Raw genomic sequence first — 25497 nt, 5'->3', positions numbered from 1 at the left:
GGAGTTTGCCGGCTGATCCGTTGGGGCAACGGAGAGTCACCGGATCTCCGACGAGGAGGCGACGATGCCCCGGTGGCTACGGAACAACGCACTGAGCGTGTCGATGTTCGGCGCGTTCCTGGTCTTCCTGGTGCTGCAGAGCGTGTTCGGCTGGCAGACCCACAACCAGGAACTGGCCGAGTTCGGCGCCCCCCAGGTCAGCTGGGTGGCGTACCTGAGCAGCGGACACTTCCTGGAGGCGGTCTTCGAGAACTGGGAGTCGGAGTTCCTCCAGATGGGCGGCTACGTGCTGCTCACCGCGTACCTGGTGCAGCGCGGATCGGCGGAGTCGAAGCCGCTGGAGCAGACCGACCGGCCGGAGGACGACGAGCGGCGGGCCAAGCCGGAATCCCCCTGGCCGGTACGCGTCGGCGGGCTGCCCCTGGTGGTGTACCGCAACAGCCTCTCCATCGCGCTGCTGCTGATCTTCGCCGGCTCGTTCCTCGGCCACCTGTTCGCCGGCACCGCCGAGTACAACCAGCAGCAGGCGTTGCAGAGCGGCGCCCCGCCGATCGGCGTCTGGGACTTCCTCGGCACCAGCGACTTCTGGTTCCAGTCCATGCAGAACTGGCAGAGCGAGTTCCTCGCCGTCGGCACCCTGATCGTGCTGAGCATCTTCCTGCGCCAGCACGCCTCCCCGGAGTCGAAGCCGGTCACCGTCGAGCACGCGCACACCGGCGCCTGACCGGCCGGCAGCCGCCCGGCCGGTCGACCGGCCGCCAGCCCGCCGGGCGGTCGACCGGCCGTCAGGCCGGCACCGGCAGCCGCTTGGCGAAGCAGACGCTGTACGGGTTGTCGACGTACTCGCCGTAGACCGGGATCGGCTGGTAGCCGCAGGAGGTGTAGAGGCCGATGGCCGCCGGCAGGTAACTGCCGGTCTCCAGGCAGAGCCTCTCGTGCCCCTGCTGGAAGGCCAGTTCCTCGAGCGCGACGAGCAACTGCCGGGCGATCCCCCGCCCCCGGTACGCGGGCCGGACGTACATCCGCTTGAGTTCGCCGGTGCCGGCGTCCAGCGCCTGGATCCCGCCGCAGGCCACCGCGCGCCCGTCGACCACCACCGCCAGGTAACGGATGTCGTCGTGGGTCACGGTGGCCTGCCCGTCCAGCCCGCCGTCGGCCTCGCGCAGCTCGCGCTGCTGGGCCGCGACCAGGGCGGCGATCTCCGGATCGGTGGCGGGACGTGACTCGATCAGCATCACGCCACGTTACGACGCGCGGATTTCGCCCAGGTTTCCAGCGGGCAACCTGGTCACGGAGCGCAACGAGCTATTCGGCGTCGGCCTCCACGGCCGACTCGCCGGCCGCCACCTCGCCGGCCTCGACCTCGTCGGCCGGCCGCTGCCGGCGGGCCTTGCGGGCCGCCAGCCGCTCCGCCGCCGAGGCGCGGGCCGACTTCTCCTCCAGCCGGACGTCGGTGCCCCGGTTGCCGGGGATGAAGTCGACGCCGGCGTAGAGGGTGGGCTGCCAGTCGAACTCCCGGTCGCCGATGCGGACCAGGTCGCCCGCCTCGGCGCCGGCCTTGGCGAGCTTCTCCTCGACGCCCAGCCGGGCCAGCCGGTCGGCCAGGTAGCCGACCGCCTCGTCGTTGTCGAAGTTCGTCTGCCGCACCCAGCGCTCCGGCCGTACGCCGCGCACCACCCAGGCGCCGTCCGGCGCCGGCTCGATGGTGAACCCGGCGTCGTCCACCGCGGTCGGGCGGATCACGATCCGGGTCGGCTCGGCCGGCGGGGCCGCCTTGCGCGACGCCTCCACCAGCTCGGCCATCGCGTAGCTGAGCTCCTTGAGCCCCTCCCGGGTGGCCGCGGAGACCTCGAACACCCGCAGGCCACGCGCCTCCAGGTCGGGGCGGACGATCTCGGCGAGGTCCCGGCCGTCCGGCACGTCGACCTTGTTCAGCGCGACCAGCCGGGGCCGGTCGGCCAGCCCGCCGTACTCGGTCAGCTCGGACTCGATGGCGTCGATGTCGGCGAGCGGGTCCCGCCCCGGCTCCAGGGTCGCCGTGTCGATCACGTGCACCAGCACCGCGCAGCGCTCGACGTGCCGGAGGAACTCCAGGCCGAGCCCCTTGCCGGTGGCCGCACCGGGGATCAGGCCGGGCACGTCCGCGACGGTGAAGGTGTGGTTGTCGACCCGGACCACACCGAGGTTGGGCACCAGGGTGGTGAACGGGTAGTCGGCGATCTTGGGCTTGGCCGCCGAGAGCACCGAGATCAGCGACGACTTGCCGGCCGACGGGAAGCCGACCAGGCCGACGTCGGCGACGCTCTTCAGCTCCAGCACCACGTCGAGCTGCTCGCCGGGCTCGCCCAGTTCGGCGAAGCCGGGGGCCTTGCGCCGGGCGTTGGCCAGCGCGGCGTTGCCCCGGCCGCCCCGGCCGCCCCGGGCCACCTCGAAGGTGGTGCCGGCGCCGACCATGTCGGCCAGCACCGTGCCGTCGAGCGTCTGCACCACCGTGCCGTTGGGCACCTTGAGCACCAGGTCGCCGCCGTTGGCGCCGTCCCGGTTCGAGCCGGCGCCGCCCTTGCCGTTCGGCGCCTTGACGTGCGGTCGGAAGTGGAAGTCGAGCAGCGTGTGCACCTGCGGGTCGACCACCAGCGAGACGCTGCCGCCGTGCCCGCCGTTGCCGCCGTCGGGCCCGCCGAAGGGCTTGAACTTCTCCCGGTGGATCGAGACACAGCCGTGCCCGCCGTCGCCGGCCTGCAGGTGCAGGACGACCCGGTCAACGAACGTCGTCACGACGCCAATCCTTCCAGCGAGGCACGCCCCCGCACGAGAAACGGCGAAGCGGGCCGGGACACCAGGTCCGCGGCCCGCTTCGACCGAACAACTACTGCTGCGGCACGATGCTGACGGTCTTGCGACCGCGCTTGGTGCCGAACTGCACAGCACCGGCGGCCAGCGCGAAGAGCGTGTCGTCCCCGCCGCGGCCGACCAGGTCACCGGGGTGGAACTTGGTGCCACGCTGCCGGACGATGATCTCGCCGGCGCTGACGACCTGACCACCGAAGCGCTTCACGCCGAGCCGCTGGGCCGCGGAGTCACGGCCGTTACGCGAGCTGGACGCACCCTTTTTGTGAGCCATTGGAGGACGACCTACTTCCCGCTGGAGATGCCGGTCACCTTGACCTGGGTCAGCGGCTGGCGGTGACCCTGGCGCTTGTGGTAGCCGGTCTTGTTCTTGAACTTGTGGATCCGGATCTTCGGGCCCTTGGTGTGCGCGGCGATCTCGCCGGACACCTCGACCTTGGCAAGCTTCGCCGCGTCGGTCACCAGGTCGTCACCGTCGACGAGGAGCACCGCGGCGAGCTTCACCGCGTCGCCGGGGGCACCGGCGAGCTTCTCGACCTCGATCACGTCGCCCTCGGCGACCTTGTACTGCTTGCCGCCGGTCTTGACGATCGCGTACATCGGAGGCGGACTCCCTGTCGTTGAGGCTGCTGGCGGTAGTCCCCGCGGCGGCTCGCCGGGTAGCAGTGGCACGGCGGCGTGGGCACGCGGGAACTCGGCACACCAAAGTGCGCCGCAGGCAAGCGTACGCCATGGCAGGCCGGACGCCCAAACCGGGCCGGCCGGTCAGCGGCCGCAGAGCTGGTCAAGGCGCTGCTGGAGCCGGTCGAGCTCGCTCTCGTCTATCGCGTCGAGGTCGGTGCCCAGCGCCTCCAGCTCACCGGCCAGGTCAGCCAGCAGGGTCTTGAGCTGGGGATCCCCGGCCCGCTCCGCCTGCTGCCGCAGGGCGGTCCGCCAGCCGACGAGGGCGGCCTCGGCCCGCCGGCGGGCGGTTTCCGCCGTCGCGGCGTCGTTCGCCCCGGTCGCGGCGAGCATCCTGCCCACCTGCTCGACGTACGTGCTCACCGCGGTGGCGCCGGCCTGCCGCGCGGCGGCGCACGCCCCGGTGGCGTCGCCGCCAGCCACCCCGCTCGCCGCCGGGCCGGAGGTCAGGGCGCCGGCCGACGCGGCCGGGGTGACCGGCTCGGCCGGCTCCGGCCGGTCGGCGGCGCAACCCGCCGGAACGAGCAGGGCGGTGGCGGCCACCGTGACGGCGAGCAGACGGCGCATCCTTCTCCTCCAGTCCCGGGGCGAACCGGTCCCGTCCCGGCCGGCGCGGACGGCAGAGCCCCTCCCACCGGACTTTGCCGGGGAAGGGGCCCTGTCAAACCCGAGGCTGGTCAGCCGGTCACGGCCGGGTACGCCGCCGCGCGCCGCCCCGGCGGGACCGGCGCCGCCCGGCGCCGCCCTCCGACTCCTCGGCCTCGGCCTCGGCGAGCGCGTCCGGGTCGTCCGGCGCGGCCAGCCGGGCCGACTCGCCCTGCTGGCTGTCGGACACCTCCGGCGCGGCCGCGGTGTCCGCCTCGTAGCGGGACAGGTCGTAGCCCATGGTGTCGTGGTAGTCGGCGTCCGTCGTGGTGGTGGCGGCGGTGTCGGTGTCGGTCACCTCGACCACGGTCCGCTCGGCCGGCGCGCTCTTGCGGGCCCGCCGCCGGGACGTCCCGCCGGCCGACTCGGGGGCGGCGACCGCGGAGGCGACCGCCTTGACCTTCTCCGCCGTCCCGCCGGCACGCGGCTTCTCGGGCACCGGCTCGGTGTGGATGATCACACCGCGACCCTTGCAGCAGTCGCAGGTCTCGCTGAACGCCTCCAGCAGGCCGGCGCCGATCCGCTTGCGGGTCATCTGCACCAGACCCAGCGAGGTGATCTCGGTGACCTGGTGCTTGGTGCGGTCCCGACCCAGGCACTCGGTCAGCCGGCGCAGCACCAGCTCCCGGTTCGACTCCAGCACCATGTCGATGAAGTCGATCACCACGATGCCGCCGATGTCGCGCAGCCGGAGCTGGCGGACGATCTCCTCGGCGGCCTCCAGGTTGTTCCGGGTGACCGTCTCCTCCAGGTTGCCGCCGGCGCCGGTGTACTTGCCGGTGTTCACGTCGACCACGGTCATCGCCTCGGTCCGGTCGATCACCAGGTGGCCGCCGGAGGGCAGGAAGACCTTGCGGTCGAGCCCCTTGAGGATCTGCTCGTCGATCCGGTACTCGGCGAAGACGTCGGTGGTGCCGACGTGCCGGCGCAGCCGGGCCACCAGGTCGGGCGAGACGTGCGACAGGTACGACTCGACCATGTCGTACGCCTCGTCGCCCTCGATGACCAGCTCGCGGAAGTCCTCGTTGAACAGGTCCCGGACCACCCGGATGACCAGGTCCGGCTCCTCGTAGAGCAGCACCGGGGCGCCACCGGAGGCCGCCTTGGCCTGGATGTCCTCCCACTGCGCCTGGAGCCGCTTCACGTCGCGGGCCAGCTCGTCCTCGCTGGCGCCCTCGGCGGCGGTCCGCACGATCACGCCCGCGCCGTCCGGAACCAGCTTCTTCAGCACGTCCCGCAGCCGCTTGCGCTCGTTGTCCGGCAGCTTCCGGCTGATCCCGGAGGCGTTGCCGTTCGGCACGTAGACCAGGTGCCGGCCGGAGAGCGCGATGTGGCTGGTCAGCCGGGCGCCCTTGTGCCCGATCGGGTCCTTGGTGACCTGCACCAGCACCGAGTCGCCGGACTTCAGCGCCTGCTCGATCGAGCGGGCCCGCCCCTCCAGACCGGTGGAGTCCCAGTTGACCTCGCCGGCGTAGAGCACCGCGTTACGGCCGCGGCCGACGTCGACGAAGGCCGCCTCCATGCTGGGCAGCACGTTCTGCACCTTGCCCAGGTAGACGTTGCCGGCCATGGTGCCGGCGGAGTTGCGGGTGACGTAGTGCTCGACCAGCACGCCGTCCTCCAGGACGGCGATCTGGGTGCGGTCACCGCGCTGGCGCACCGCCATCACCCGGTCGACCGCCTCGCGGCGGGCCAGGAACTCCGACTCGCTGAGGATCGGCGGGCGGGTCCGGCGCTGTTCGCGGCCGTCCCGGCGGCGCTGCCGCTTGGCCTCCAGCCGGGTCGAACCGGAGACGCCCTGCACCTCGTCGACGGTCCGGCGGGGCTCGCGGATCTTGACCACGGTCGGCACGCCGTCCTCGGCGGCGCCCTCGGTGTCCCCGGCGCCCCGGCGGCGACGACGACGCCGGCGGCGGGTCAGCCCCTCGCCGCCCTCGGCCTCGTCCTCCTCGGCCTCCTCCGCCTCGGCCTCCTCGGCGTCGGCCTCCTCGGCGTCGGCCCGGACGGCCTCCTCGGCCTCCTCGTCCTCGAGGTCCTCGACGCCGCCCTTGCCGCGGCCCCGGCCCCGGCGACCCCGGCGGCGACGACGGCGGGCGGCCGCGGTCTCGTCCTCGTCCTCCTCGGCGCCCTCCTCGGGCTCCTCGGTCGGCTCCTCCTCGACCTCCACCGCCTCCACCGGTTCGGCCTCGCGGCGACCACGGCGGCGCCGGCGGGACGGCTCGGCCGCCTCCTCGGCGGGCTCCTCGACCGGAGCGGGCGGCACGACCCGGGCGACCGGGATCTCCTCCGGCTGCGGTGCCATGAACAGGACGGTGGGCGCGGAGAGCGCGGCCCGCCGGCGGCGGGTCCGGGGCTCCGGCTCGACCACCTCCGGCTCCACGACCTCCGGCTCGACGGCGACCGGCTCGGTCTCCTCGTCGGCGGGCGGGCTGACCGCCACGCCCGGCGGCACCTCGCCGGAGCGGGGCTCCGCCCCGCTGTCGGTCGCCGGTGCGGCCGCGCCGAAGTCGGTGCCGGCCGCCGGCTCGGTGTCCGGGGCGGCGCCCTCGGCCGGCGTCTCGGCGGCCGGCTCGGCCGCCGCGGGGGCGGCCTTCCGCCGCCGGGTACGGGTCGCCTTGACCGGCGGGGCCTCGGCGGCCGCCTCCGTCACCTCGGCCGGCTGCTCCTCGGCGGCCTTCGCGGTGGTGGCCTTGCGCCGGCGACGCGGCGTCTTCGGCGTGGCGTCGAGGTCGCCGGAGATCGGGGCGAGGACCTCGGCCTCCGGGGCCTCCCCGCTGCCCGGCGTGGGCGCGGTGGACGCCTCGACCGGCGTCTCGACCTGCTCCGGCTGGTTCAGCGGGGTGGTCCGCCGCCGGGTGGCCCGCCGCCGGGCCGGCGCGGCCGGGGCCTCGCCCTCCGGTCCCGCCAGCGGGGCGCTTCCGACGGCGCTGCCGTCGAGGGTGTTGCTGCTGTCGGCGGTCTCGCCGGCCGGCTGTGAACCGGTCCGTTCGCCGCCCTCGGGCTCGTTCTCGAGCATGGACGTTCTCCAGTTCTGGCTACCCCGGGCGCGGGTGAGCGCTGCCACGCAGGGTTGCCGCAAAGGTGTTTCCGCCGGGCGCGCGAGTCGTGCGACCGGCGAAGTCTGCCTGCCTGGGCGCTGACCGTCGGTCAGTGCCCGCCGATGGTTGCCCCGTCGCGGTCCGCGTCCAACGGATCCGCGATCGCACCCTGCGCGGTCAGCGTGCCCTGAGCCAGCCGGGTCACTCTCGGCGGAACCGGCGGCTCCAGGGCGGCCACCACGCGGAGGCCGGAAAGGACGTCATCGGGCCGTACGGAGGGGGTGACCTGCCGCACGACCAGTTCGAGTATCGCACACGGTACGCCCGCCACCTCGGAAGGCGTCTCCGTCGGCGCGACGACATCGATAGCGATGACTGCCGCCCGGGCGTCGAAGGTACGCCGGCCCTGCTTGGTCATCCGCTCCACCAGCACCTCCTCGGCGGTGGTGAAAGCGGACACGGCGGCCGACAGCACGCGCGGGTCGACCTCGGGCAGCTCGATCCGCCAGTGGGACGCCTCGATCCGGTCGGCCAGGCTGCCCCCGCTGGCCACCACGGCGTCCAGCACGTCGAGGCCGGGCGAGAGCGCGGCGTCCAGGGCGGCGCGCAGCTCCGCCGGGTCGACCTGCTCGCGCAGGCCGATCTCCAGGTACTCGGCCTCGCTGGCCACCCCGGTCGGCGCCGCGCTGGCGTACGAGATCTTGGGGTGCGGGGTGAAGCCCTGGGAGAAGGCGACGGGCACCCCGGCCCGGCGCAGCGCCCGCTCGAAGGCGCGGGCGAAGTCCCGGTGCGAGGTGAACCGCAACGGTCCGCGCTTGGCGTACCGGATCCGGACGCGCTGGACGACCGGCGCCTGCCCGCCCTCCGGCTGTGGTCTCTTACTGATCGTCGTGCTCCTCGTTCGGTCAGTGCTCGTTGATCATGAAGTTGTCGTCGGCGACACGCGGTGGCGGTGACGACAACTTCATGATCAACCGAGTGGGCCCGGGGCGCGGGGCGGGCGGGCTACTGGGGAGTGGGGAGTTTGAGGCCGTTGATCGGGGTCAGCGGGAGAAGCTTCTTGCCGGTGGGGCCGATCTGGATCTCGGTGTCCATGGCGGGGCAGACGCCGCAGTCGAAGCACGGCGTCCACCGGCAGTCGTCCTGCTCGTACTCGCTCAGCGAGTCCTGCCAGTCCTGCCAGAGCCAGTCCTTGTCCAGCCCCGAGTCCAGGTGGTCCCAGGGCAGGACCTCCAGCTCGTCGCGCTCCCGGGTGGTGTACCAGTCGAGGTCCACCCCGAACGCGGGCAGCACCTCGGCCGCCGCGTCCACCCAGCGCTGGTAGGAGAAGTGCTCGCTCCACCCGTCGAACCGGCCGCCGTTCTCCCACACCTTGCGGATCACCGCGCCGACCCGGCGGTCACCCCGGCTGAGCAGGCCCTCGATCAGCGAGGGCTCGCCGTCGTGGTAGCGGAAGCCGATCGCCCGGCCCAGCGAGCGGTCCGCGTTGATCGCCTGCTTGAGCAGCTTGAGCCGGGCGTCGATGACCTCCGGCCGCTCCATCGCCGCCCACTGGAACGGGGTGTGCGGCTTCGGCACGAAACCGCCGATGGAGACGGTGCAGCGGATGTCCTTGGAACCGGTGGCCGCCCGGCCGGCGCGGATCACCTCGTGCGCCATGTCGGCGATCTCGAGGACGTCCTCGTCGGTCTCGGTGGGCAGGCCGCACATGAAGTAGAGCTTCACCTGCCGCCAGCCGTTGGTGTACGCGGTGACGACCGTGCGGATCAGGTCTTCCTTCGACACCATCTTGTTGATGACCTTGCGGATCCGCTCCGACCCGCCCTCCGGGGCGAAGGTCAGGCCGGTACGCCGGCCGTTGCGGGACAGCTCCTGCGCCAGGTCGATGTTGAACGCGTCCACCCGGGTGGAGGGCAGCGACAGCGAGACGTTGGTGCCCGCGTACTGCTCGGCCAGGCCGGAGCACATGTCGCCGATCTCGGAGTGGTCGGCCGACGACAGCGACAGCAGGCCCACCTCGTGGAAGCCGGAGAACTCCAGCCCCTGCTGCACCATCTGCCCCACCGTGGTGATGGACCGCTCCCGGACCGGCCGGGTGATCATGCCGGCCTGGCAGAACCGGCAGCCCCGGGTGCACCCCCGGAAGATCTCCACCGCGTACCGCTCGTGCACCGTCTCGGCGAGCGGGACCAGCGGCTTCTTCGGGTACGGCCAGGCGTCCAGGTCCATCGTCGTGCGCTTGTGCACCCGGAACGGCACATCCGCCCGGTTCGGCACGACCCGCTGGATCCGGCCGTCGGGCAGGTAGTCCACGTCGTAGAAGCGCGGCACGTAGACGCTCTCGGTGCGGGCCAGGCGCAGCAGCAGCTCGTCGCGCCCGCCCGGGGAGCCCTCGGCCTTCCACTCCCGGACGATAGCGGTGATCTCCAGCACCGCCTCCTCGCCGTCGCCGAGCACGGCGGCGTCGACGAAGTCGGCGATCGGCTCCGGGTTGAACGCGGCGTGGCCGCCGGCCACGATCACCGGGTCGGCGTCGGTGCGGTCGGCGGCGAGCAGCGGGATGCCGGCCAGGTCGATAGCGGTCAGCAGGTTGGTGTAGCCCAGCTCGGTGGAGAAGGAGACGCCGAACACGTCGAAGTCGCGCACCGAGCGGTGCGCGTCGACGGTGAACTGCGGCACGCCGTGCGCGCGCATCAGCTTCTCCAGGTCCGGCCAGACCGCGTAGGTGCGCTCGGCGAGCACGTCGGGCAGCTCGTTGAGCACCTCGTAGAGGATCTGCACGCCCTGGTTGGGCAGGCCCACCTCGTACGCGTCGGGATACATCAGCGCCCAGCGCACGGTCGCCGCGGCCCAGTCCTTGACCACCGCACCCAGCTCGCCACCGACGTACTGGATGGGCTTGGTCACCTGGGGCAGCAGCGGCTCCAGCCGGGGCCAGACGGATTCGCCCGCGACGGGGCGCGGGGTGGTGGACGGGACGCTCATGATGCCCAAGGGTACGCGGCCCGGTGGCGGTGGTGGCGTGCACGCCACCGGCACGTGACCGGACGGGGTGCTCCGCCGCCGCCGGCCCGGGTCACCCGCGCTGGCGGTGGGCGGATCGGCGACGGTGGCACAGCGGTACTAACCTCGGATCGGCGCGAGAGGAGATTGCCGCGATGCCGCAGCCGCAGCCGGGAGCAGACCGGCCGGCCGACGGGAGCCCCCCGGAGCAGCACCCGGACCGGGATCCGGCGGTCAACGAGGAGCCGACCCTCTCCCCCGTACCGCCGGACGAGGCGCCCCGCACCGGCCCGGCGGGCACCCGGGAGCTGCCCACCGACCGGCCCGGCCAAACCCCGGAGGACGGCCCGGCCGGCGCGCCCACCACGGCCGCGAGCGGGCCGCCGCCGGCCGACGACCAGCCCGGCGCGGACCCACGGGCCGCCACCACCGGCGAACCCGAGCCGCCCGCCCCGCACCCGTCCCCGGCCAGCCCGCCCGAAATCGGCGCGCGGGGCGCCGCCGCCGACCAGCCGGACCACGCCGCCCCGCACCCGGCCCCCGCGGACGCCCCCGAGCCGCCCGCCGACCAGCCCGGTCCGGGCCCGCGGGACGCCGACGCGACACCGGTCGACGCGGTGGCCGGCGACGGCCCGCAGGGCACCCGCCGGCTGCCCGCCGACGCCACCGCGCCGACCCCGGACCCCGCCGCCGGGGACGGCGGTCCGGACCGTGGGCCGCAGGGCACCCGGCGGCTGCCGGCCGGTGAGCCGGCGGCCGCACCCGCGCCCCGGTGGAGCGGCTCGGCACCGGTCCCGCCCCCGCCGCCGCGCCGGCGGGCCTGGGGTGAGTCGGCGGAGCCGACCCCCGTGCCGCCGGCCCCGCCCGAGCCGCCCGAGCACCGGCCGCCGGTCGACCCGTGGGCGGGCGCGGACACCGGGGGCTGGGAGCTGCCCTCGGCCGAGCTGCCCGCGCTGCCGCCGACGCTGCCCTACCCGGCCCCGCCGCCGACCCGGCCGTACTCCGGGCCGCCCGCCCCACCACCCGCCAACCCGGTCGCGCCGCCGCCCGCGCCGCTGCCGCCACCACCGGTCGCCCGTCCGCCGGCCCCGCCAGCGGCCCCGGTCGCCCGACCGGCCCCGGTCGCCCGTCCACCGGCCCCGGTCGCCCCGCCGCCGGCGGCCCCGGTCCGGCCACCCCGGCAACGACGCGGGAAGACCCCGCCGCCGGTGGCGCCGCCGCCCGGCTGGCAGGCCCCCAAGGGATACGTCCCGGTCCCGGTCCGCAAGCGCCGGCGCTGGCCCTGGCTGCTGCTGCTCACCCTGGCCTGCTGCTGCGGCTGCCCGGCCTACTACGGCATGCCGATGACGGCGCAGTACCCGGCGAAGGCGGCGCTGCCGGCCGAGGTGGACGATCTGCGGCTGCGCGACGACAGCCGGTCGGAGCAGACCGCCCGGCAACTGGAGACCGAGGTACGCAAGGCGCACTGGCTGGCCGAGGAGACCTTCGCCGGCGTCTACGCCACCGGCGACGGCAAGCGGGTGACCGTGTTCGGCGGCACCGGCTTCCGGATCACCCCGGAGTCGGACGCCGAGGAGGAACTGAACCGGCTCGCCGAGCAGTACCAGCTCGGCGAGGCGCAGGTGGTCGAGACCGGGGTGCGCGGCCGGCACGGGCGCTGCGCGGTCGGCCGGGACGGCGGCACGGACGTGGTGGTCTGCACCTCGGCCGACCACGGCAGCATCGCCACCGCGGTGTTCACCCGGCTCTCCGTCGACGACAGCGCCCGGCTGCTCGACCGGATGCGCAGGCAGATCGTGACGGCCGACCAGAAGTGAGCCGACGGGCGGCCCCCGACCGACCGGGTCGGCCGGGGGTCAGGCCGGGGTGTCGCCGGGGGTGGCCGAGTGCGTCCGCGGCGGGGCGTACCGGGGCACGTACTCCTGGCCGGTGAGCTTCTGGATCTCGCTCATCACCTCGTCGGTCATCGCCCGCAACGAGGTCCGGTCGTCCGGCCGGCCGGTGAAGTCCAGCGGCTTGCCGAACCGGATGGTGATGTCCGCCGGCAGCAGCCGGGGCATCCGGGCGCCGATCGGCTGGACCTTCTCGGTGCCGATGGTGCCGACCGGGATCACCGGCACCTGCGCGGCGACCGCCAGCCGGGCCACCCCGGTGCGCCCGCGGTAGAGCCGACCGTCCGGCGACCGGGTCCCCTCCGGATAGACCACCACGAGGTCACCGCCCTTGAGGGCAGGGATCGCCGCGTCGAACGCCGACAGCGCCGCCCGCCCGCCGGCCCGCTCGACCGGGATCGCGCCGAGGCCGGTGAGCACCGCCTTGCTGAACCGGCCGCGCAGGCCGGTGCCCTTGAAGTAGTCCGACTTGGCCCAGAACGCCAGGTGCCGGGGCACCACCGTGCCCAGCAGCAGCTCGTCGGCGACCGAGAGGTGGTTGGCGGCGAAGATCGCCCCGCCGGTCGGCGGAATGTGCTCCAGCCCCTCCACGGTGGGGCGCCAGGCCAACCGGAGCGCGGGCGCCACGGTGAGCTTGCCGATGGTGTAGAGCAGGGGCACGGATCCTCCGGCGGTCGGACTGGTCGGCTGGTCGGGCGGTGTCACGTTAGCGGACGCCACCGGGACACCCCGCGCGGGTGGCGGGCGGTCCGCGGGCTGGTCCGGGTGGGCGGCGAGGGACCGGGAGAGCCCCTTCCGCCGCGCGAACGCGACGGAAGGGGCCACTACGGCCGGCTCACCCGGATCTCATACCCGGCGAACGGCGACCGTCACCCGATCGCCCTCACCGACCTCCCCGGTGAACCCCTCGACGCCCTCGACGACGTCGATCTGGTCGGCCAGCACCTCCCGCGCCACGAAGTCGGCGAACCCGGCCACCGCCGCGCGCACCTCCTCGGACGCCGACAGCGCCACCACGATCCGGTCCGAGACGTCCAGGTCGGCGTCCCGGCGGGCCTGCTGCACCACCCGCACCACGTCCCGGGCCAGCCCCTCGGCGGCCAGCTCCGGGGTGACCTCGGTGTCCAGCACGACCACCCCCTCACCGCCGGGCAGCGGCGCGGAGTGCTCGGCGTCGGCGGCGACCAGGCGCAGCTCGTACTCACCCTCGGCCAGGGTGACCCCGGCGGCGACCGGGGCGCCGTCGACCAGCTCCCACTCCCCCGCCTTGACCGCCCTGATGACCTGCTGCACCTGCTTGCCGACCCGCGGGCCGAGCGCCCGGGGCACCACTGTCAGCACCTGCTGGCAGTACGCGGACACCTCGCCGGTGAACTCCACCGCCTTGACGTTGACCTCGTCGGCGACCAGGTCGGCGAACGGCCGCAGCTGCTCCGCCGCCGGGGAGGCGACGGTGAGCCGGGACAGCGGCAGCCGCACCCGCAGGCCCTTCGCCTTGCGCAGCGACAGCGCCGCCGAGGCGACCGCCCGGGTGTCGTCCATCGCCGCCACCAGCTCGTGGTCGGCCGGGAACCCGGTGGCGTCCGGCCAGTCGGTCAGGTGCACCGACCGCTCGCCGGTGAGCCCGCGCCAGATCTCCTCGGCGGTCAGCGGCGCCAGCGGCGCCACCACCCGGCAGAGCGTCTCCAGCACCGTCCACAGGGTGTCGAACGCGTCGTGGTCACCCGACCAGAACCGGTCCCGGGAGCGGCGCACGTACCAGTTGGTCAGCGCGTCCAGGTAGGACCGCACGGTGGCGCAGGCACCGGAGATGTCGTACGCGTCCAGCTGCGCCTGAACCGTGTCGACCAGCTCCCGGGTCTTCGCCAGCACGTACCGGTCGAGCAGGTGGCTACTGTCGGTCCGGCGGCGCGCCTGGTACCCTTCCGCGTTGGCGTAGAGCGAGAAGAAGTACCAGACGTTCCACAGCGGCAGCAGCACCTGGCGCACCGCGTCCCGGATGCCCGCCTCGGTGACCGGCATGTCGCCGCCGCGCAGCACCGGCGAGGACATCAGCATCCAGCGCATCGCGTCCGAACCGTACGAGTCGAAGACGTGGTAGACGTCCGGGTAGTTGCGCAGGCTCTTGGACATCTTGCGCCCGTCGGAGCCGAGCAGGATGCCGTGGCTGAGGCAGTTGCGGAACGCCGGCCGATCGAACAGCGCGGTGGCCAGCACGTGCATGGTGTAGAACCAGCCGCGGGTCTGCCCGATGTACTCCACGATGAAGTCGCCCGGGTAGTGGTGCTCGAACCAGTCGCGGTTCTCGAACGGGTAGTGCACCTGGGCGAACGGCATCGAGCCGGACTCGAACCAGCAGTCCAGCACCTCGGGGACCCGGCGCATCATCGAGCGCCCGGTCGGGTCGTCCGGGTTGGGGCGGACCAGCTCGTCCACCGCCGGCCGGTGCAGGTCGGTCAGGCGTACGCCGAAGTCCCGCTCCAGTTCGGCCAGCGAGCCGTAGACGTCGACCCGCGGGTAGTTCGGGTCGTCGGACTTCCACACCGGGATCGGCGAGCCCCAGAACCGGTTCCGGCTGATCGACCAGTCCCGGGCGTTGGCCAGCCACTTGCCGAACGAGCCGTCCTTGATGTGCCCCGGTGTCCAGTTGATCTGCTGGTTCAGCTCGACCATCCGGTCCTTGAACCGCGTCACCGCGACGAACCACGACGACACCGCCTTGTAGACCAGCGGGGTGTCGCAGCGCCAGCAGTGCGGGTAGGAGTGGGTGTAGGTGTCCTGCTTGAGCACCACCCCCCGCTCCTTGAGCTCCCGGATCACCGGCTTGTTGACGTCGAAGACCTGCTCGCCCTGGTACGGCGGGACCAGCGCGGTGAACCGGGTGTGGTCGTCCACCGTGACGACGGTCGGGATGCCGGCCGCGTTGCAGACGTTCTGGTCGTCCTCACCGAAGGCCGGGGCGAGGTGCACGATCCCGGTGCCGTCCTCGGTGGTGACGAAGTCCGCGCCGAGCACCTGGTACGCGTTCGGGCCGGCCTGCTCGACGAGGAAGTCGTAGAGCGGGGTGTACCGGCGCCCGACCAGGTCCGCGCCGCGCACCGTGCCGACCTGCTCGTACCCCTCCAGCTCCTTGCCGTAGGCGGCCAGCCGGGCCGCGCCGACCACGTACCGCTGGCCGTCGCGCTCCAGCACCGCGTACTCGATGTCCGGGCCGACGGCGAGCGCCAGGTTGGACGGCAGGGTCCACGGCGTGGTGGTCCAGACGCCGAGCCGCACCGGCCCGCGCACCAGCTCCGGGGCGCGCTCGTCCGGGGTCAGCTCGAACCACACCGACAGCGTCGGGTCGTGCCGGTCCCGGTAGACGTCGTCCATCCGGGTCTCGGTGTTCGACAGCGGCGTCTCGCAGCGCCAGCAGTACGCCAGCACCCGGAAGCCCTCGTAGACCAGACCCTTGTCGTGCAGGGTCTTGAAGGCCCACATGACGCTTTCCATGTAGTCCAGGTCGAGGGTCTTGTAGTCGTTGGCGAAGTCGACCCAGCGGGCCTGCCGGGTGACGTACCGCTCCCAGTCCTGGGTGAACTCCAGCACCGAGGTGCGGCACGCCTCGTTGAACCGGGCCACGCCGAGGTCGAGGATCTCCGCCTTGCTGGTGATGCCGAGCTGCTTCTCGGCCACCACCTCGGCGGGCAGGCCGTGGCAGTCCCAGCCGAAGCGCCGCTCGACGTGCCGGCCGCGCATGGTCTGGTAGCGCGGCACCACGTCCTTGACGTAGCCGGTGAAGAGGTGGCCGTAGTGCGGCAGGCCGTTGGCGAACGGCGGGCCGTCGTAGAAGACGTACTCGTTCTTGCCGTCGGTGCCGGCGGGGCGGGCCTCGACGCTGGCCTCGAAGGTCTTGTCGGCCGTCCAGTGCTCCAGCACCCGGCGCTCGACCGCGGGCAGGTCCGGGCTCGCCGGCACGCCGGCGGCGGTCGGGTCGTGCAACGGATAGGCCATCGGGGGTCGCTCTCCTCAGCAGCTCACGCGTCGTGTGGGTCTGCGAGGACGAGCCGTTCCGGTACGCCTGTCGGCGCCCCGGGTGGGCCCGCGGTACCACCCCGCTTGGCGGTCAGGATCGACCGCCCGCTCGTTGGCCGGCTGTGACGGGCCGGACCCGTCCGGTTCTACTGGGCCGGTCACCCGGCTGTTCTTCCGGAGGCTCGCCGGTGATGGCCGGGTCATCGCCTTACGGCAGTCAAGGTTACCCGACCTCCGGCGGAGATCGCCGCCGAGTAACGGCCGCGGTGGCGGGCCGGCGGGCATGACCGGCGTCACAGCGCCGGCTGTCACGCCCGGCCCCGGCCGATCCGTCGTTCGGGTGTCGACACCGACCGGACCGAGGAGGTCGTCATGCAGAGGATCAACGTGGCCGAGGTGGCGCCGCAGGCGTACCAGGCCGTGCTGGGGCTGGAGAAGTACGCCCGGGCGAACGTCGAGCGCACCGTGTACCACCTGGTGAAGCTCCGGGCGTCGATGCTGAACGGGTGCGCGTTCTGCGTCGACATGCACAGCCGGGACGCGCTCGCCGAGGGCGAGTCGAGCCGGCGGCTCTTCGCGGTGGCCACCTGGCGGGAGGCGCCCTTCTTCGACGAGCGGGAGCGGACCGCGCTGGCGCTCACCGACGCCGTCACCCGGCTGGGCGAGGACGGCGTGCCGGACGAGGTGTGGGACGCCGCGGCGAAGGTGTGGTCGGAGAAGGAACTCGCGGATCTCCTGATCGCGATTGCCACAATCAACGTGTGGAACCGGATCGCGGTGCCCAGCCGGACCCAGCCGCCGCTGGACGTGTGACCACTACCGAAGCGGCACAGGCGGCCGGTGCGCTCGACGCGCACCGGCCGATGCTGCTCGGCCTCGCCTACCGCCTGCTCGGCAGCCGGCACGACGCGGAGGACGTGCTCCAGGACGCCTACCTGCGGTGGCTCACCGTCGACCGGACGCGCGTGGCCGAGCCGCGCCGGTACCTGTCCCGGGTGGTCACCCGGCTGGCCATGGACCGGCTCCGGGCCCGGCAGTCGACCCGGGAGGCGTACGTCGGCCCCTGGCTGCCCGAGCCGGTGCCCACCGCGCCCTCGCCGTTCGGCCCGCTGGACCGCGCCGAGCAGCGCGACTCGCTGGCCACCGCGCTGCTGCACCTGCTGGAACGGCTCAGCCCGCCGGAGCGGGCGGTCTACGTGCTGCACACCGCCTTCGAGCTGCCGTACGCCGAGATCGCGGAGATCCTGGACCGGTCGCCGGCGGACTGCCGGCAGCTGCACCACCGGGCGGTGGCCCGGATCGGGCAGGACCGGCGCCGGTTCGCCGCCGACCGGGCCGAGCAGGAGCGGCTGCTGGACGCCTTCCTCGCCGCCGCCCGCGACGGCGACCTGGCGAGGCTGACCGGGCTGGTCGCCGCGGACGCCACCGCCTGGACCGACGGCGGCGGTCGGGTGAAGGCGGCCCGCAACCCGGTGGCCGGGGCGGACCGGATCGCCCGCTTCTTCGCCGGCATCTACGGCGGCGTCCCGTTCTCGGCACGCCGGCTGGAGCTCAACGGCCAGCCGGCGGCGCTGATCGTCCGGCCCGACGGCAGCCGGTACGCGATCACCGTGGCCGCCACCGGCGGCCGGATCACCGGGCTCTACGTCATGGGGAACCCGGACAAGCTATCGGCGCTCACCGACTGAGCCGGGGTCCGGAGCCCGTACGGCCCGGCGGCGGCCGCCGCCGGGCTCCGCGGGGAGGTTCGGCATCCCGGACCCGGGAAGGTCGGTCAGCCCAGCTCGGGGAACCAGAGCGCGATCTCGCGCTTGGCGCTGTCCGGGGAGTCGGAGGCGTGCACCAGGTTCTCCCGGTTGGACAGGGAGAAGTCGCCGCGGATGGTGCCGGCGGCCGCCTTGCGCCCGTCGGTCGCGCCGACCAGCCCGCGTACCACGTCGATGACCTGGTCGCCGGAGAGCACCAGGGCGACCAGCGGGCCGCCGGTCATGAAGTCCTTCAGCGGCGGGTAGAACGGCTTGTCGACGTGCTCGGCGTAGTGCTCGTCGGCCAGCGCGGCGTCCATCGTCCGGGTCACCATCGCGTCGATCCGCAGCCCCTTGCGCTCGAAACGGGAGATGACCTCGCCGACCAGCCCGCGGCGCACCGCGTCCGGCTTGATCAGTACGAGGGTGCGCTCATCCGGGCTGCTGCTGGACACGCTGGGTTCCTCCTGTGCGCGCAAGACCGTCCTGCTGGGTACGGTCAGCCTAGCGACCCGGTCCCGGCGCCGGCGCGGCGGCCGGTCTTTCCCCCGGCCACCGGTCCGGCCTAGCCTGGCCCTTGACCCCCGGGAGGTCCACAGTGGCGAATGGCGGGAACCGACCCATCGCGCCGGTACGCAAGCTGATCGCCGCGGTGCTCGGCACCGTGGCCACCTTCGTGATCCTCTTCGGCCTCGGCATGACCAGCTGGGCGATCGTGGCGCTCGGGGTGGCCCTGCTGGTGCTGGCCATCGCGCTGGCCACGGTGCGCGGCGGCGGGCGCACCTGGGTGGTCGGGGTCGGGCACGTGCACAGCGCCTCCGAGCCACCCACCCAGTACGCCTTCGGCCGCTGCGAGCTGCAACTGGTGATCGACGCGCCCGGCCTGCCGCCCCGCTCCAAGAAGATCATCGAGCCGCGGGTGCCGGTGGCGAAGTGGCCCTCGCTCGGCCAGGCCCTGCCGATCCGGGTGGCGCTGGACGACCAGCGGCACGTCCGGGTCCTCTGGGACGAGGTGCCCACCCACACCGAGACCGCCGCGGCCGCCGCCGACCTCCCGCCCGAGTACGCCGACGCCGAGCCGGTGGAGGAGGTGCTGATCCAGCAGGAGGCCCCGCCGTGGGCCGACCGGGCGCCCGAGGACGACCTGCGCGACGAACCGCACGACCCGCTCGGGCCGCTCGGGCCGGACCCGCTGGTCGACGAGCTCGGCCCACCCGCCGACGAGCGCGAGCCGGTGCGGATGCACCAGCGTCCCGGCGGTCCGGTGGTGCTGGAGGGCACCGTGGTCGAGCAGTCGACGGAGAGCGGCACCCTGCCCCGCCGGGCCACCCCCGCCCCGCGGCCGCCCGCCGAGGAGCGGTTCGACCCGCCCGCGGCCGAGCCGCTGGACCCGATCGACCTGCCGCTGGACGACCCGCTGCCGCCGCCCCGGCCGCGCGAGGAGGCGGTCACCCCGGAGGAGCTGGACGAGGCGATCTTCGGCTTCGACCCGGACGCGGCGCCGGCCGACCCGGCCGCACCGATCAGCGGGGTGGGGCTCACCCTGCTGGTCACCGAGCTGTCCCGTTCGCTGGCGTTCTACCGGGACGTGCTCGGCTTCACCGAGGTCGACCGGGGCGCCGGCAACGCGGTGCTCGCCTCCGGCGCGACCCGGCTGGTGCTGCGGGAGAACACCGAGGCGGCGGCGGTGAACCGGCGGCTGGTGCACGTCAACCTGGAGGTCGACGACATCCAGGCCGCGTACGACCGGATGCGCGACTCCGGGGTGCGGTTCACCTACGCGCCCCGGGTGGTCAACCGGGGCAGCCGGCTGGAGGTGTGGGCGGCCGCCTTCCGCGACCCGGACGGTCACGGCATCGCGCTGACCCAGTGGCGGGAACGCGCCGAGGCCTGAACCGCCGCCGCCCGGCGCCGGGCCGCGGTCAGCCGAGGATGACCCGGCGGACGTGCAGGGCGTACGCCCAGACCAGGGCGAAGATGACGCCCAGCGCGAACAGCGACCAGTGCAGCAGGCCGGCCAGCATCAGCAGCCCCTGCAGGGCGGTGCCCGCGTGCCAGGTCCACGGCCGGCGCATCATGCCGGCCAGCACCACCGCCGTCACGGCCAGCGCCACCACCGCGCCGATCGCGGTGCCGCTCAGGTCACCGCCGACCACCCGGATCGGCTGGATGGCGAGCAGCAGCACCAACGCCTCCAGGCTCAGCGTGCCGGCGCCCAGGCCGCGTACCGCCCGCCCCGGGTTCCGCAGCCCGGACCGCCGCGGCCCACCCGCCGGCGGCCCGCCGCGCCCGCCCGGCTCGCCCGGTGCACCGGCCGGCCCGTCGGGCGCGCCGGCCCGCTGCTGTTCCGGGCCGGTCATCGCTTCAGCAGCCGGCGGGCGTCGGCCACGGTCACCACCGAGCCCGTGATCAGTACGCCGACCCCGCTCAACTCGCCCGGCACGTCCTCCTCGGCCAGCGCCACCGCCGCCTCGATCGCGTCCGGCATCTCCTCAGCCACCTCGACCCGGTCCGGGCCGAACACCTCGGCGGCCAGCGCGGCCAACTCCCCCGCCGGCATCGCCCGCGGCGAGCTGTTGCGGGTCACCACCACCTGGTCGACCACCGGTTCCAGCAGCTCCAGCAGGCTCGCGGCGTCCTTGTCGGCGAGCACGCCGAGCACCGCCACCAGCTTGCTGAACGCGAACTCCTCCTGGAGCGCGGTGACCGTGGCGGCCATCCCCTGCGGGTTGTGCGCCCCGTCCAGCAGGATCGTCGGCGCGCTGCGGACCCGTTCCAGCCGCCCCGGCGAGCTGGCCGCCGCGAATCCCTCGCGGACCGTCTCGACGTCCAGCTGGCGCCGGGCGCCGGCGCCGAGGAACGCCTCGACGGCGGCGAGCGCCACCGCCGCGTTCTGCGCCTGGTGGGCGCCGTGCAGCGGGACGAACACCTCCTCGTAGACGCCGCCCAGGCCCTGCAGGGTGAGCACCTGCCCACCCACGGCGACGGCCCGCCGGAGCACGCCGAACTCCGAGCCCTCGCGGGCGATGGTCGCGCCGACCTCGGCGCAGCGCTCCAGGATCGGGCGGGCCGCCTCCTCCTCCTGCGCCGCCGAGATGACGGTCGCGCCCTTGTGGATGATGCCGGCCTTGTGCAGCGCGATGTCCTCGACCGTGTCGCCGAGCCACTCCGTGTGGTCCAGCCCGATCGGGGTGATCACCGCGACGCCGGCCTGGATCACGTTGGTCGAGTCCTCGGCGCCGCCGAGGCCCACCTCGACCACCGCCACGTCGACCGGGGCGTCGGCGAAGGTGGCGAACGCCAGTGCGGTGGTCATGTCGAAGTAGGTCAGCGGCTCGGCCGACCGCTCGTCCACCAGCCGGGCCAGCGGCTCGACCTCCCGGTACGTCGCGGTGAACCGCTCCTCGCTCACCGGCTCGCCGTCCAGGCTGATCCGCTCCCGGACGGTCTCCAGGTGCGGGCTGGTGTAGCGGCCGGTGTGCAGGCCGAACGCCCGCAACAGCGAATCGATCATGCGGGCCGTGGAGGTCTTGCCGTTCGTCCCGGTCAGGTGGATGGCCGGGTACGCCCGCTGCGGGTCGCCCAGCAGGTCGAGCAGGGACTGGATCCGGTCCAGCTCGAAGACCATCCGGGTGAACCCGCGGCCGGCCAGTTCGGCCTCCAGCGCGGCGAACGAGTCACGATCGGTCACGAGGGCAGCGCCTCCAGAGCCGCGTCGATCCGGGCCAGGTCGGCCTCGGCCACCGCGAGCCGGTCGCGGATCTTGGCGACCACCGGCTCCGGGGCCTTGCCGACGAACGCCGGGTTGTCCAGCTTGGCCCGGGCCTGCGCGGCCTCCTTCTCGGCCGCCGCCCGGTCCTTGGTGAGCCGGGCCCGCTCGGCGGCCACGTCGATCGAGCCCCGGGTGTCCAGGGCGACGTTCACCGAGCCGGGCATGGCCAGCGTGGCGCTGGCCTGGAAGTCGTCACCGGCCGCGTCCAGCCGGGCCAGCGACCGGATCAGCGGCTCGTGCGCCGCGATCCCGGCGGCGGCCAGGCCGTCGAGCCGGGCGGCGACCCGCTGGGTGGGGCGCAGGCCCTGGTCGGAGCGGAACCGGCGGACCTCGGTGACCACCCGTTGCAGGGTGCCGACCTCGGCCTCCGCGGCGTCGTCGAGCCGCGCCCGGTCGGCGGTCGGCCAGGCGGCGGTCATCACCGTCTCGCCGCCGGTCAGGGCCAACCACAGCTCCTCGGTGACGAACGGGATGACCGGGTGCAGCAGCCGCAGCAGCTGGTCCAGCACGTGCCCGAGCACCCGGCGGGTGGCCTCGGCGGCCGGTCCCCCCTCGGCCAGCACCGGCTTGCTCAGCTCGACGTACCAGTCGCAGACGTCGTCCCAGGCGAAGTGGTACAGCAGGTCGCAGACCTTGGCGAACTCGTACGCCTCGAACTGCTCGTCGACCTCGGCGGTGACGTGCGCCAGCCGGGACAGGATCCACCGGTCGACGGTCGACAGCGCCTCGGCCGCCGGCAGCGGCCCCTCGGTGTGCGCGCCGTTCATCAGCGCGAACCGGGTGGCGTTCCAGAGCTTGTTGCAGAAGTTGCGGGAGCCCTGGCACCACTCCTCGCTGACCGGCACGTCCTGACCGGGGTTGGCGCCCCGGGCCAGGGTGAACCGGGTGGCGTCGGCACCGAACCGGTCGATCCAGTCCAGCGGGTCGACCACGTTGCCGAACGACTTGGACATCTTCTTGCCGTGCTCGTCGCGGACCATGCCGTGCAGCGCCACCACGTCGAACGGCTGTACGCCGTCCATCGCGTAGAGGCCGAACATCATCATCCGGGCGACCCAGAAGAAGAGGATGTCGTAGCCGGTGACCAGGACGCTGGTCGGGTAGAACTTCGCCAGGTCCGGGGTCTGCTCCGGCCAGCCCAGTGTGGAGAAGGGCCACAGGCCGCTGGAGAACCAGGTGTCCAGGACGTCCTCGTCCTGCCGCCAGCCCTCGCCGGTCGGCGGCTGCTCGTCCGGGCCGACGCAGACGATCTCGCCGTTCGGGCCGTACCAGACCGGGATGCGGTGCCCCCACCAGAGCTGGCGGGAGATGCACCAGTCGTGCATGTTGTCGACCCAGGCGAAGTAGCGCTTGGCCAGCTCGGCCGGCTCGATCTTCACCCGGCCGTCGCGCACCGCGTCGCCGGCGGCCTGGGCGAGCGGGCCGGTGTTCACGAACCACTGCAGCGACAGCCGCGGCTCGACGGTGGTCTTGCACCGCGAGCAGTGCCCCACCGCGTGCAGGTACGGCCGCTTCTCGGCCACGATCAGGCCCTGCTCGCGCAGCGCGGCGACGATCGCCGGGCGGGCCTCGTACCGGTCCAGCCCCTCGAACGGGCCGGGCGCGGTGATGACGCCCCGCTCGTCCATGATCGTCAGCGCCGGCAGGTCGTGCCGCTGGCCGATCTCGAAGTCGTTCGGGTCGTGCGCCGGGGTCACCTTGACCATGCCGGTGCCGAAGCTCGGGTCGACGTGCTCGTCGGCGACGATCGGGATCCGCCGGTCGGTGAGCGGCAGCGCCACCTCCGTGCCGATCAGGTGCCGGTACCGCTCGTCGTCCGGGTGCACCGCGACCGCGGTGTCGCCGAGCATCGTCTCGGCCCGGGTGGTGGCCACCACCACCTCGTCGCTGTAGCGGATCGAGATCAGCTCACCCTCGTCGTCGGTGTGCTCCACCTCGATGTCGGAGAGCGCGGTGAGACAGCGCGGGCACCAGTTGATGATCCGGTTCGCCCGGTAGATCAGACCGTCGTCGAAGAGCTTCTTGAACATGGTCTGCACGGCCCGGGACAGGCCCTCGTCCATGGTGAAGCGCTCGCGGTCCCAGTCGACGGCGTCGCCGAGGCGGCGCATCTGGCCGAGGATCGCGCCGCCGGACTCGGCCTTCCACTGCCAGACCCGCTCGACGAACTTCTCCCGGCCCAGGTCGTGCCGGGACAGCCCCTCGGTGGCGAGCTGCCGCTCCACCAGGTTCTGGGTGGCGATGCCGGCGTGGTCCATGCCGGGCAGCCAGAGCGCCTCGTAGCCCTGCATGCGCTTGCGCCGGGTGAGCGCGTCCATCAGGGTGTGCTCGAACGCGTGGCCCATGTGCAGCGAGCCGGTGACGTTCGGCGGCGGGATGACGATGGTGAACGGGGGCTTGTCGCTCTCCGCCGACGCCCGGAAGTGGCCGGCGGCTACCCACTGCTCGTACCGTCGCTGCTCTACCTCGCCCGGCTGGTACTGGCCGGGCAGGGTCGGGGCGTCGGGGCGTCGGGCATCCAGTCTCTCGGTCACCCTGAAAGTCTACGGAGCGCTTCCGCGGACCTGACGTGCGCCACCGGTGCTTCGCGTACGGTGTCGGCTATGTCCGACGCACATCTCACCGAGCGCCCGGTCGACGACGGGCGGGAGCCCATCGACCTGACCGAGGAGCCGATCCAGCTGAGCAACCGGGACCCGGAGGCAGCCGCCGAACGGCGGCCCCGGTCGCGGCGCCGGCGGGTGCTGCTCGCGGCGCTGCTCGTCGCCGGCCTGGCCGGCGCCGGTGCGCTGGGCACTGCCGGCTGGCGGGTGAGCCAGCAGAAGGACACCGACCTGGCCACGCCGGAGCGGGTGGCCGGCCTGACCCGGGACGACAGCGAACGGGCCCGCAGCACCGCCGACTACCTGCGCAGCGGCTTCGCCGCCGACATCGACCTGGACCGCAGCTTCGGCACCGTCTACCGCGACCCGGCCGACGAGCGGAAGTCGGTGCTCATCTTCGGCGGCGCCACGCTGCTCTGGCAGCCCGAGCGCGACCTGGACACCCTCTTCCGCCTGATGTCCGACGAGACCGGCAAGGTGACCGGGCTGCGTGAGGTGCCGGCCGGCCGGCTCGGCGGGGTGATGAAGTGCGGCAGCACCAGCGGCGAGGGCGGCGACTTCGCCATCTGCGGCTGGGCCGACCACGGCAGCGTGGTGATGGCGATGTTCCCCGGACGTCCGGTCGACCAGGCGGGCGAGCTGCTGCGCAAGATCCGCGAGGGCATCCAGACCCGGGACTGAGGCCCTTTCGCCGCCCCCGCGGCCGTCGTTATCGGCGTGCCCTCCGACTACTTTCCCGCGGCGGCTGGAACGTGGCTGGGCCGCCGCTATGCGGTTACGGTTGGGGGTGTGGCCCGCCGCCGGCTCCGGGCGGTCAGGCTTGGTCCCTCCGCCGGGCACGGCGGGCCACACCCTCGTCGAGGTCAGGGCTCGACGGTCGGTGCGGCCAAGCGGTAGCGCCAGAAACGCAGCGGTGGAACGGCTCCCGGCCGCGGTTTAGTCCACCCGCCAAGCGGGCGAGGGCCTTCAGAGCGATCGCGCGCACACCGCAAAAGGCGCCGGCGGTCTCGGGTCGGGCCTCCAACTGCTCGGCGGTGATCATGGTTAGCGGCCGGGTGGGGTGTGGCCCCGCTGTGTTCGGCGGGGTGGTTGGCGGCCGGGTGGGAAGGTGGGGGTGAACGCATTCAGGGCCACCCCCTTGGTGGGGGTGGCCCTGAATGGAAGATTGTCCGGCGGTGTCCTACTCTCCCACACCCTCGCGAGTGCAGTACCATCGGCGCTGGAGGGCTTAGCTTCCGGGTTCGGAATGTGACCGGG

20 protein-coding genes and 1 rRNA gene are annotated in these 25497 nt (G+C 73.6%); 6 read left to right on the top strand and 15 right to left on the bottom strand.

What is annotated here, in order from left to right; all coding sequences use genetic code 11:
* Window positions 1-64: 64 nt before the first annotated feature.
* The gene (locus SM577_RS29985; protein ID WP_302919040.1) at window positions 65-724 is read left to right on the top strand and encodes a DUF6766 family protein; all 660 of its coding nucleotides are present in this window, start codon (window positions 65-67) and stop codon (window positions 722-724) included.
* 61 nt (window positions 725-785) lie between these two features.
* On the opposite strand, the gene SM577_RS29980 is transcribed toward SM577_RS29985, so the two are convergent.
* From SM577_RS29980 to SM577_RS29945, 8 genes are all read right to left on the bottom strand, one after another.
* Complete coding sequence (locus tag SM577_RS29980; protein ID WP_474581847.1) at window positions 786-1235, bottom strand: GNAT family N-acetyltransferase; 450 nt, start codon at window positions 1233-1235, stop codon at window positions 786-788.
* A 70-nt stretch (window positions 1236-1305) separates the two neighbouring features.
* Complete coding sequence (gene obgE / locus SM577_RS29975; protein ID WP_474581846.1) at window positions 1306-2775, bottom strand: GTPase ObgE; 1470 nt, start codon at window positions 2773-2775, stop codon at window positions 1306-1308.
* A 91-nt stretch (window positions 2776-2866) separates the two neighbouring features.
* Window positions 2867-3121, bottom strand: coding sequence for a 50S ribosomal protein L27 (rpmA, locus tag SM577_RS29970; protein WP_302919043.1), 255 nt, complete (start codon window positions 3119-3121; stop codon window positions 2867-2869).
* A gap of 11 nt (window positions 3122-3132) precedes the next feature.
* Window positions 3133-3447 (bottom strand): 50S ribosomal protein L21, encoded by a 315-nt coding sequence (gene rplU / locus SM577_RS29965; protein WP_088992380.1) that lies wholly within the window; start codon window positions 3445-3447, stop codon window positions 3133-3135.
* A gap of 165 nt (window positions 3448-3612) precedes the next feature.
* Entirely contained in the window at window positions 3613-4095 is a 483-nt protein-coding gene (locus SM577_RS29960) for a hypothetical protein (protein ID WP_302919044.1), read from the bottom strand.
* Between the two features lie 118 nt (window positions 4096-4213).
* The gene (locus SM577_RS29955; protein WP_474588560.1) at window positions 4214-7189 is read right to left on the bottom strand and encodes an Rne/Rng family ribonuclease; all 2976 of its coding nucleotides are present in this window, start codon (window positions 7187-7189) and stop codon (window positions 4214-4216) included.
* 131 nt (window positions 7190-7320) lie between these two features.
* Window positions 7321-8040 (bottom strand): TIGR03936 family radical SAM-associated protein, encoded by a 720-nt coding sequence (locus tag SM577_RS29950; RefSeq protein WP_302919652.1) that lies wholly within the window; start codon window positions 8038-8040, stop codon window positions 7321-7323.
* A gap of 176 nt (window positions 8041-8216) precedes the next feature.
* Window positions 8217-10196: a TIGR03960 family B12-binding radical SAM protein gene (locus SM577_RS29945; RefSeq protein ID WP_302919046.1), complete on the bottom strand. Its 1980-nt coding sequence runs from the start codon at window positions 10194-10196 to the stop codon at window positions 8217-8219.
* Window positions 10197-10369: 173 nt separating this feature from the next.
* On the opposite strand from SM577_RS29945, the gene SM577_RS29940 reads away from it, so the two are divergent.
* A complete protein-coding gene (locus tag SM577_RS29940) occupies window positions 10370-12031 on the top strand; it encodes a hypothetical protein (RefSeq protein WP_474588559.1) in 1662 nt (553 codons plus the stop codon).
* Window positions 12032-12070: 39 nt separating this feature from the next.
* Here SM577_RS29940 and SM577_RS29935 read toward each other — a convergent pair whose 3' ends face one another.
* Together SM577_RS29935 and ileS are read right to left on the bottom strand one after the other, a co-directional pair.
* Window positions 12071-12766: a lysophospholipid acyltransferase family protein gene (locus tag SM577_RS29935; RefSeq protein ID WP_474588558.1), complete on the bottom strand. Its 696-nt coding sequence runs from the start codon at window positions 12764-12766 to the stop codon at window positions 12071-12073.
* 186 nt (window positions 12767-12952) lie between these two features.
* Window positions 12953-16099, bottom strand: a complete 3147-nt coding sequence (gene ileS / locus SM577_RS29930) for an isoleucine--tRNA ligase (RefSeq protein ID WP_474588557.1) — start codon at window positions 16097-16099, stop codon at window positions 12953-12955.
* 393 nt (window positions 16100-16492) lie between these two features.
* Here ileS and SM577_RS29925 point away from each other — a divergent pair, with 393 nt between their 5' ends.
* Entirely contained in the window at window positions 16493-16933 is a 441-nt protein-coding gene (locus SM577_RS29925) for a carboxymuconolactone decarboxylase family protein (protein WP_302919049.1), read from the top strand.
* Window positions 16930-17808, top strand: a complete 879-nt coding sequence (sigJ, locus tag SM577_RS29920) for an RNA polymerase sigma factor SigJ (RefSeq protein ID WP_474588556.1) — start codon at window positions 16930-16932, stop codon at window positions 17806-17808. The genes SM577_RS29925 and sigJ overlap by 4 nt, the downstream gene beginning before the upstream one ends.
* Window positions 17809-17894: 86 nt before the next feature.
* On the opposite strand, the gene ndk is transcribed toward sigJ, so the two are convergent.
* A complete protein-coding gene (gene ndk / locus SM577_RS29915) occupies window positions 17895-18320 on the bottom strand; it encodes a nucleoside-diphosphate kinase (protein WP_088992371.1) in 426 nt (141 codons plus the stop codon).
* A gap of 143 nt (window positions 18321-18463) precedes the next feature.
* Here ndk and SM577_RS29910 point away from each other — a divergent pair, with 143 nt between their 5' ends.
* Window positions 18464-19759, top strand: coding sequence for a VOC family protein (locus tag SM577_RS29910; protein ID WP_474588555.1), 1296 nt, complete (start codon window positions 18464-18466; stop codon window positions 19757-19759).
* Window positions 19760-19787: 28 nt separating this feature from the next.
* Here SM577_RS29910 and SM577_RS29905 read toward each other — a convergent pair whose 3' ends face one another.
* Genes SM577_RS29905 through SM577_RS29895 form a run of 3 tightly spaced genes read right to left on the bottom strand, consistent with a single transcriptional unit; the run spans window position 19788 to window position 24171 of the window.
* Window positions 19788-20225: a DUF4233 domain-containing protein gene (locus SM577_RS29905; RefSeq protein ID WP_474588554.1), complete on the bottom strand. Its 438-nt coding sequence runs from the start codon at window positions 20223-20225 to the stop codon at window positions 19788-19790.
* A complete protein-coding gene (locus SM577_RS29900) occupies window positions 20222-21493 on the bottom strand; it encodes a bifunctional folylpolyglutamate synthase/dihydrofolate synthase (RefSeq protein WP_474581901.1) in 1272 nt (423 codons plus the stop codon). The genes SM577_RS29905 and SM577_RS29900 overlap by 4 nt, the downstream gene beginning before the upstream one ends.
* A 59-nt stretch (window positions 21494-21552) precedes the next feature.
* Complete coding sequence (locus SM577_RS29895) at window positions 21553-24171, bottom strand: valine--tRNA ligase (RefSeq protein WP_474581838.1); 2619 nt, start codon at window positions 24169-24171, stop codon at window positions 21553-21555.
* A gap of 69 nt (window positions 24172-24240) precedes the next feature.
* On the opposite strand from SM577_RS29895, the gene SM577_RS29890 reads away from it, so the two are divergent.
* Entirely contained in the window at window positions 24241-24921 is a 681-nt protein-coding gene (locus tag SM577_RS29890) for a hypothetical protein (RefSeq protein WP_474588553.1), read from the top strand.
* Window positions 24922-25407: 486 nt separating this feature from the next.
* Here the strand turns inward: SM577_RS29890 and rrf are convergent.
* Window positions 25408-25497 (bottom strand): 5S ribosomal RNA (gene rrf, locus SM577_RS29885); the annotation flags it as partial.

It is taken from the genome of Micromonospora desertarenae, assembly GCF_056150265.1.
Note: the sequence above shows the minus strand (reverse complement) of the source record. Positions and strands in the feature narration are given on the sequence as shown.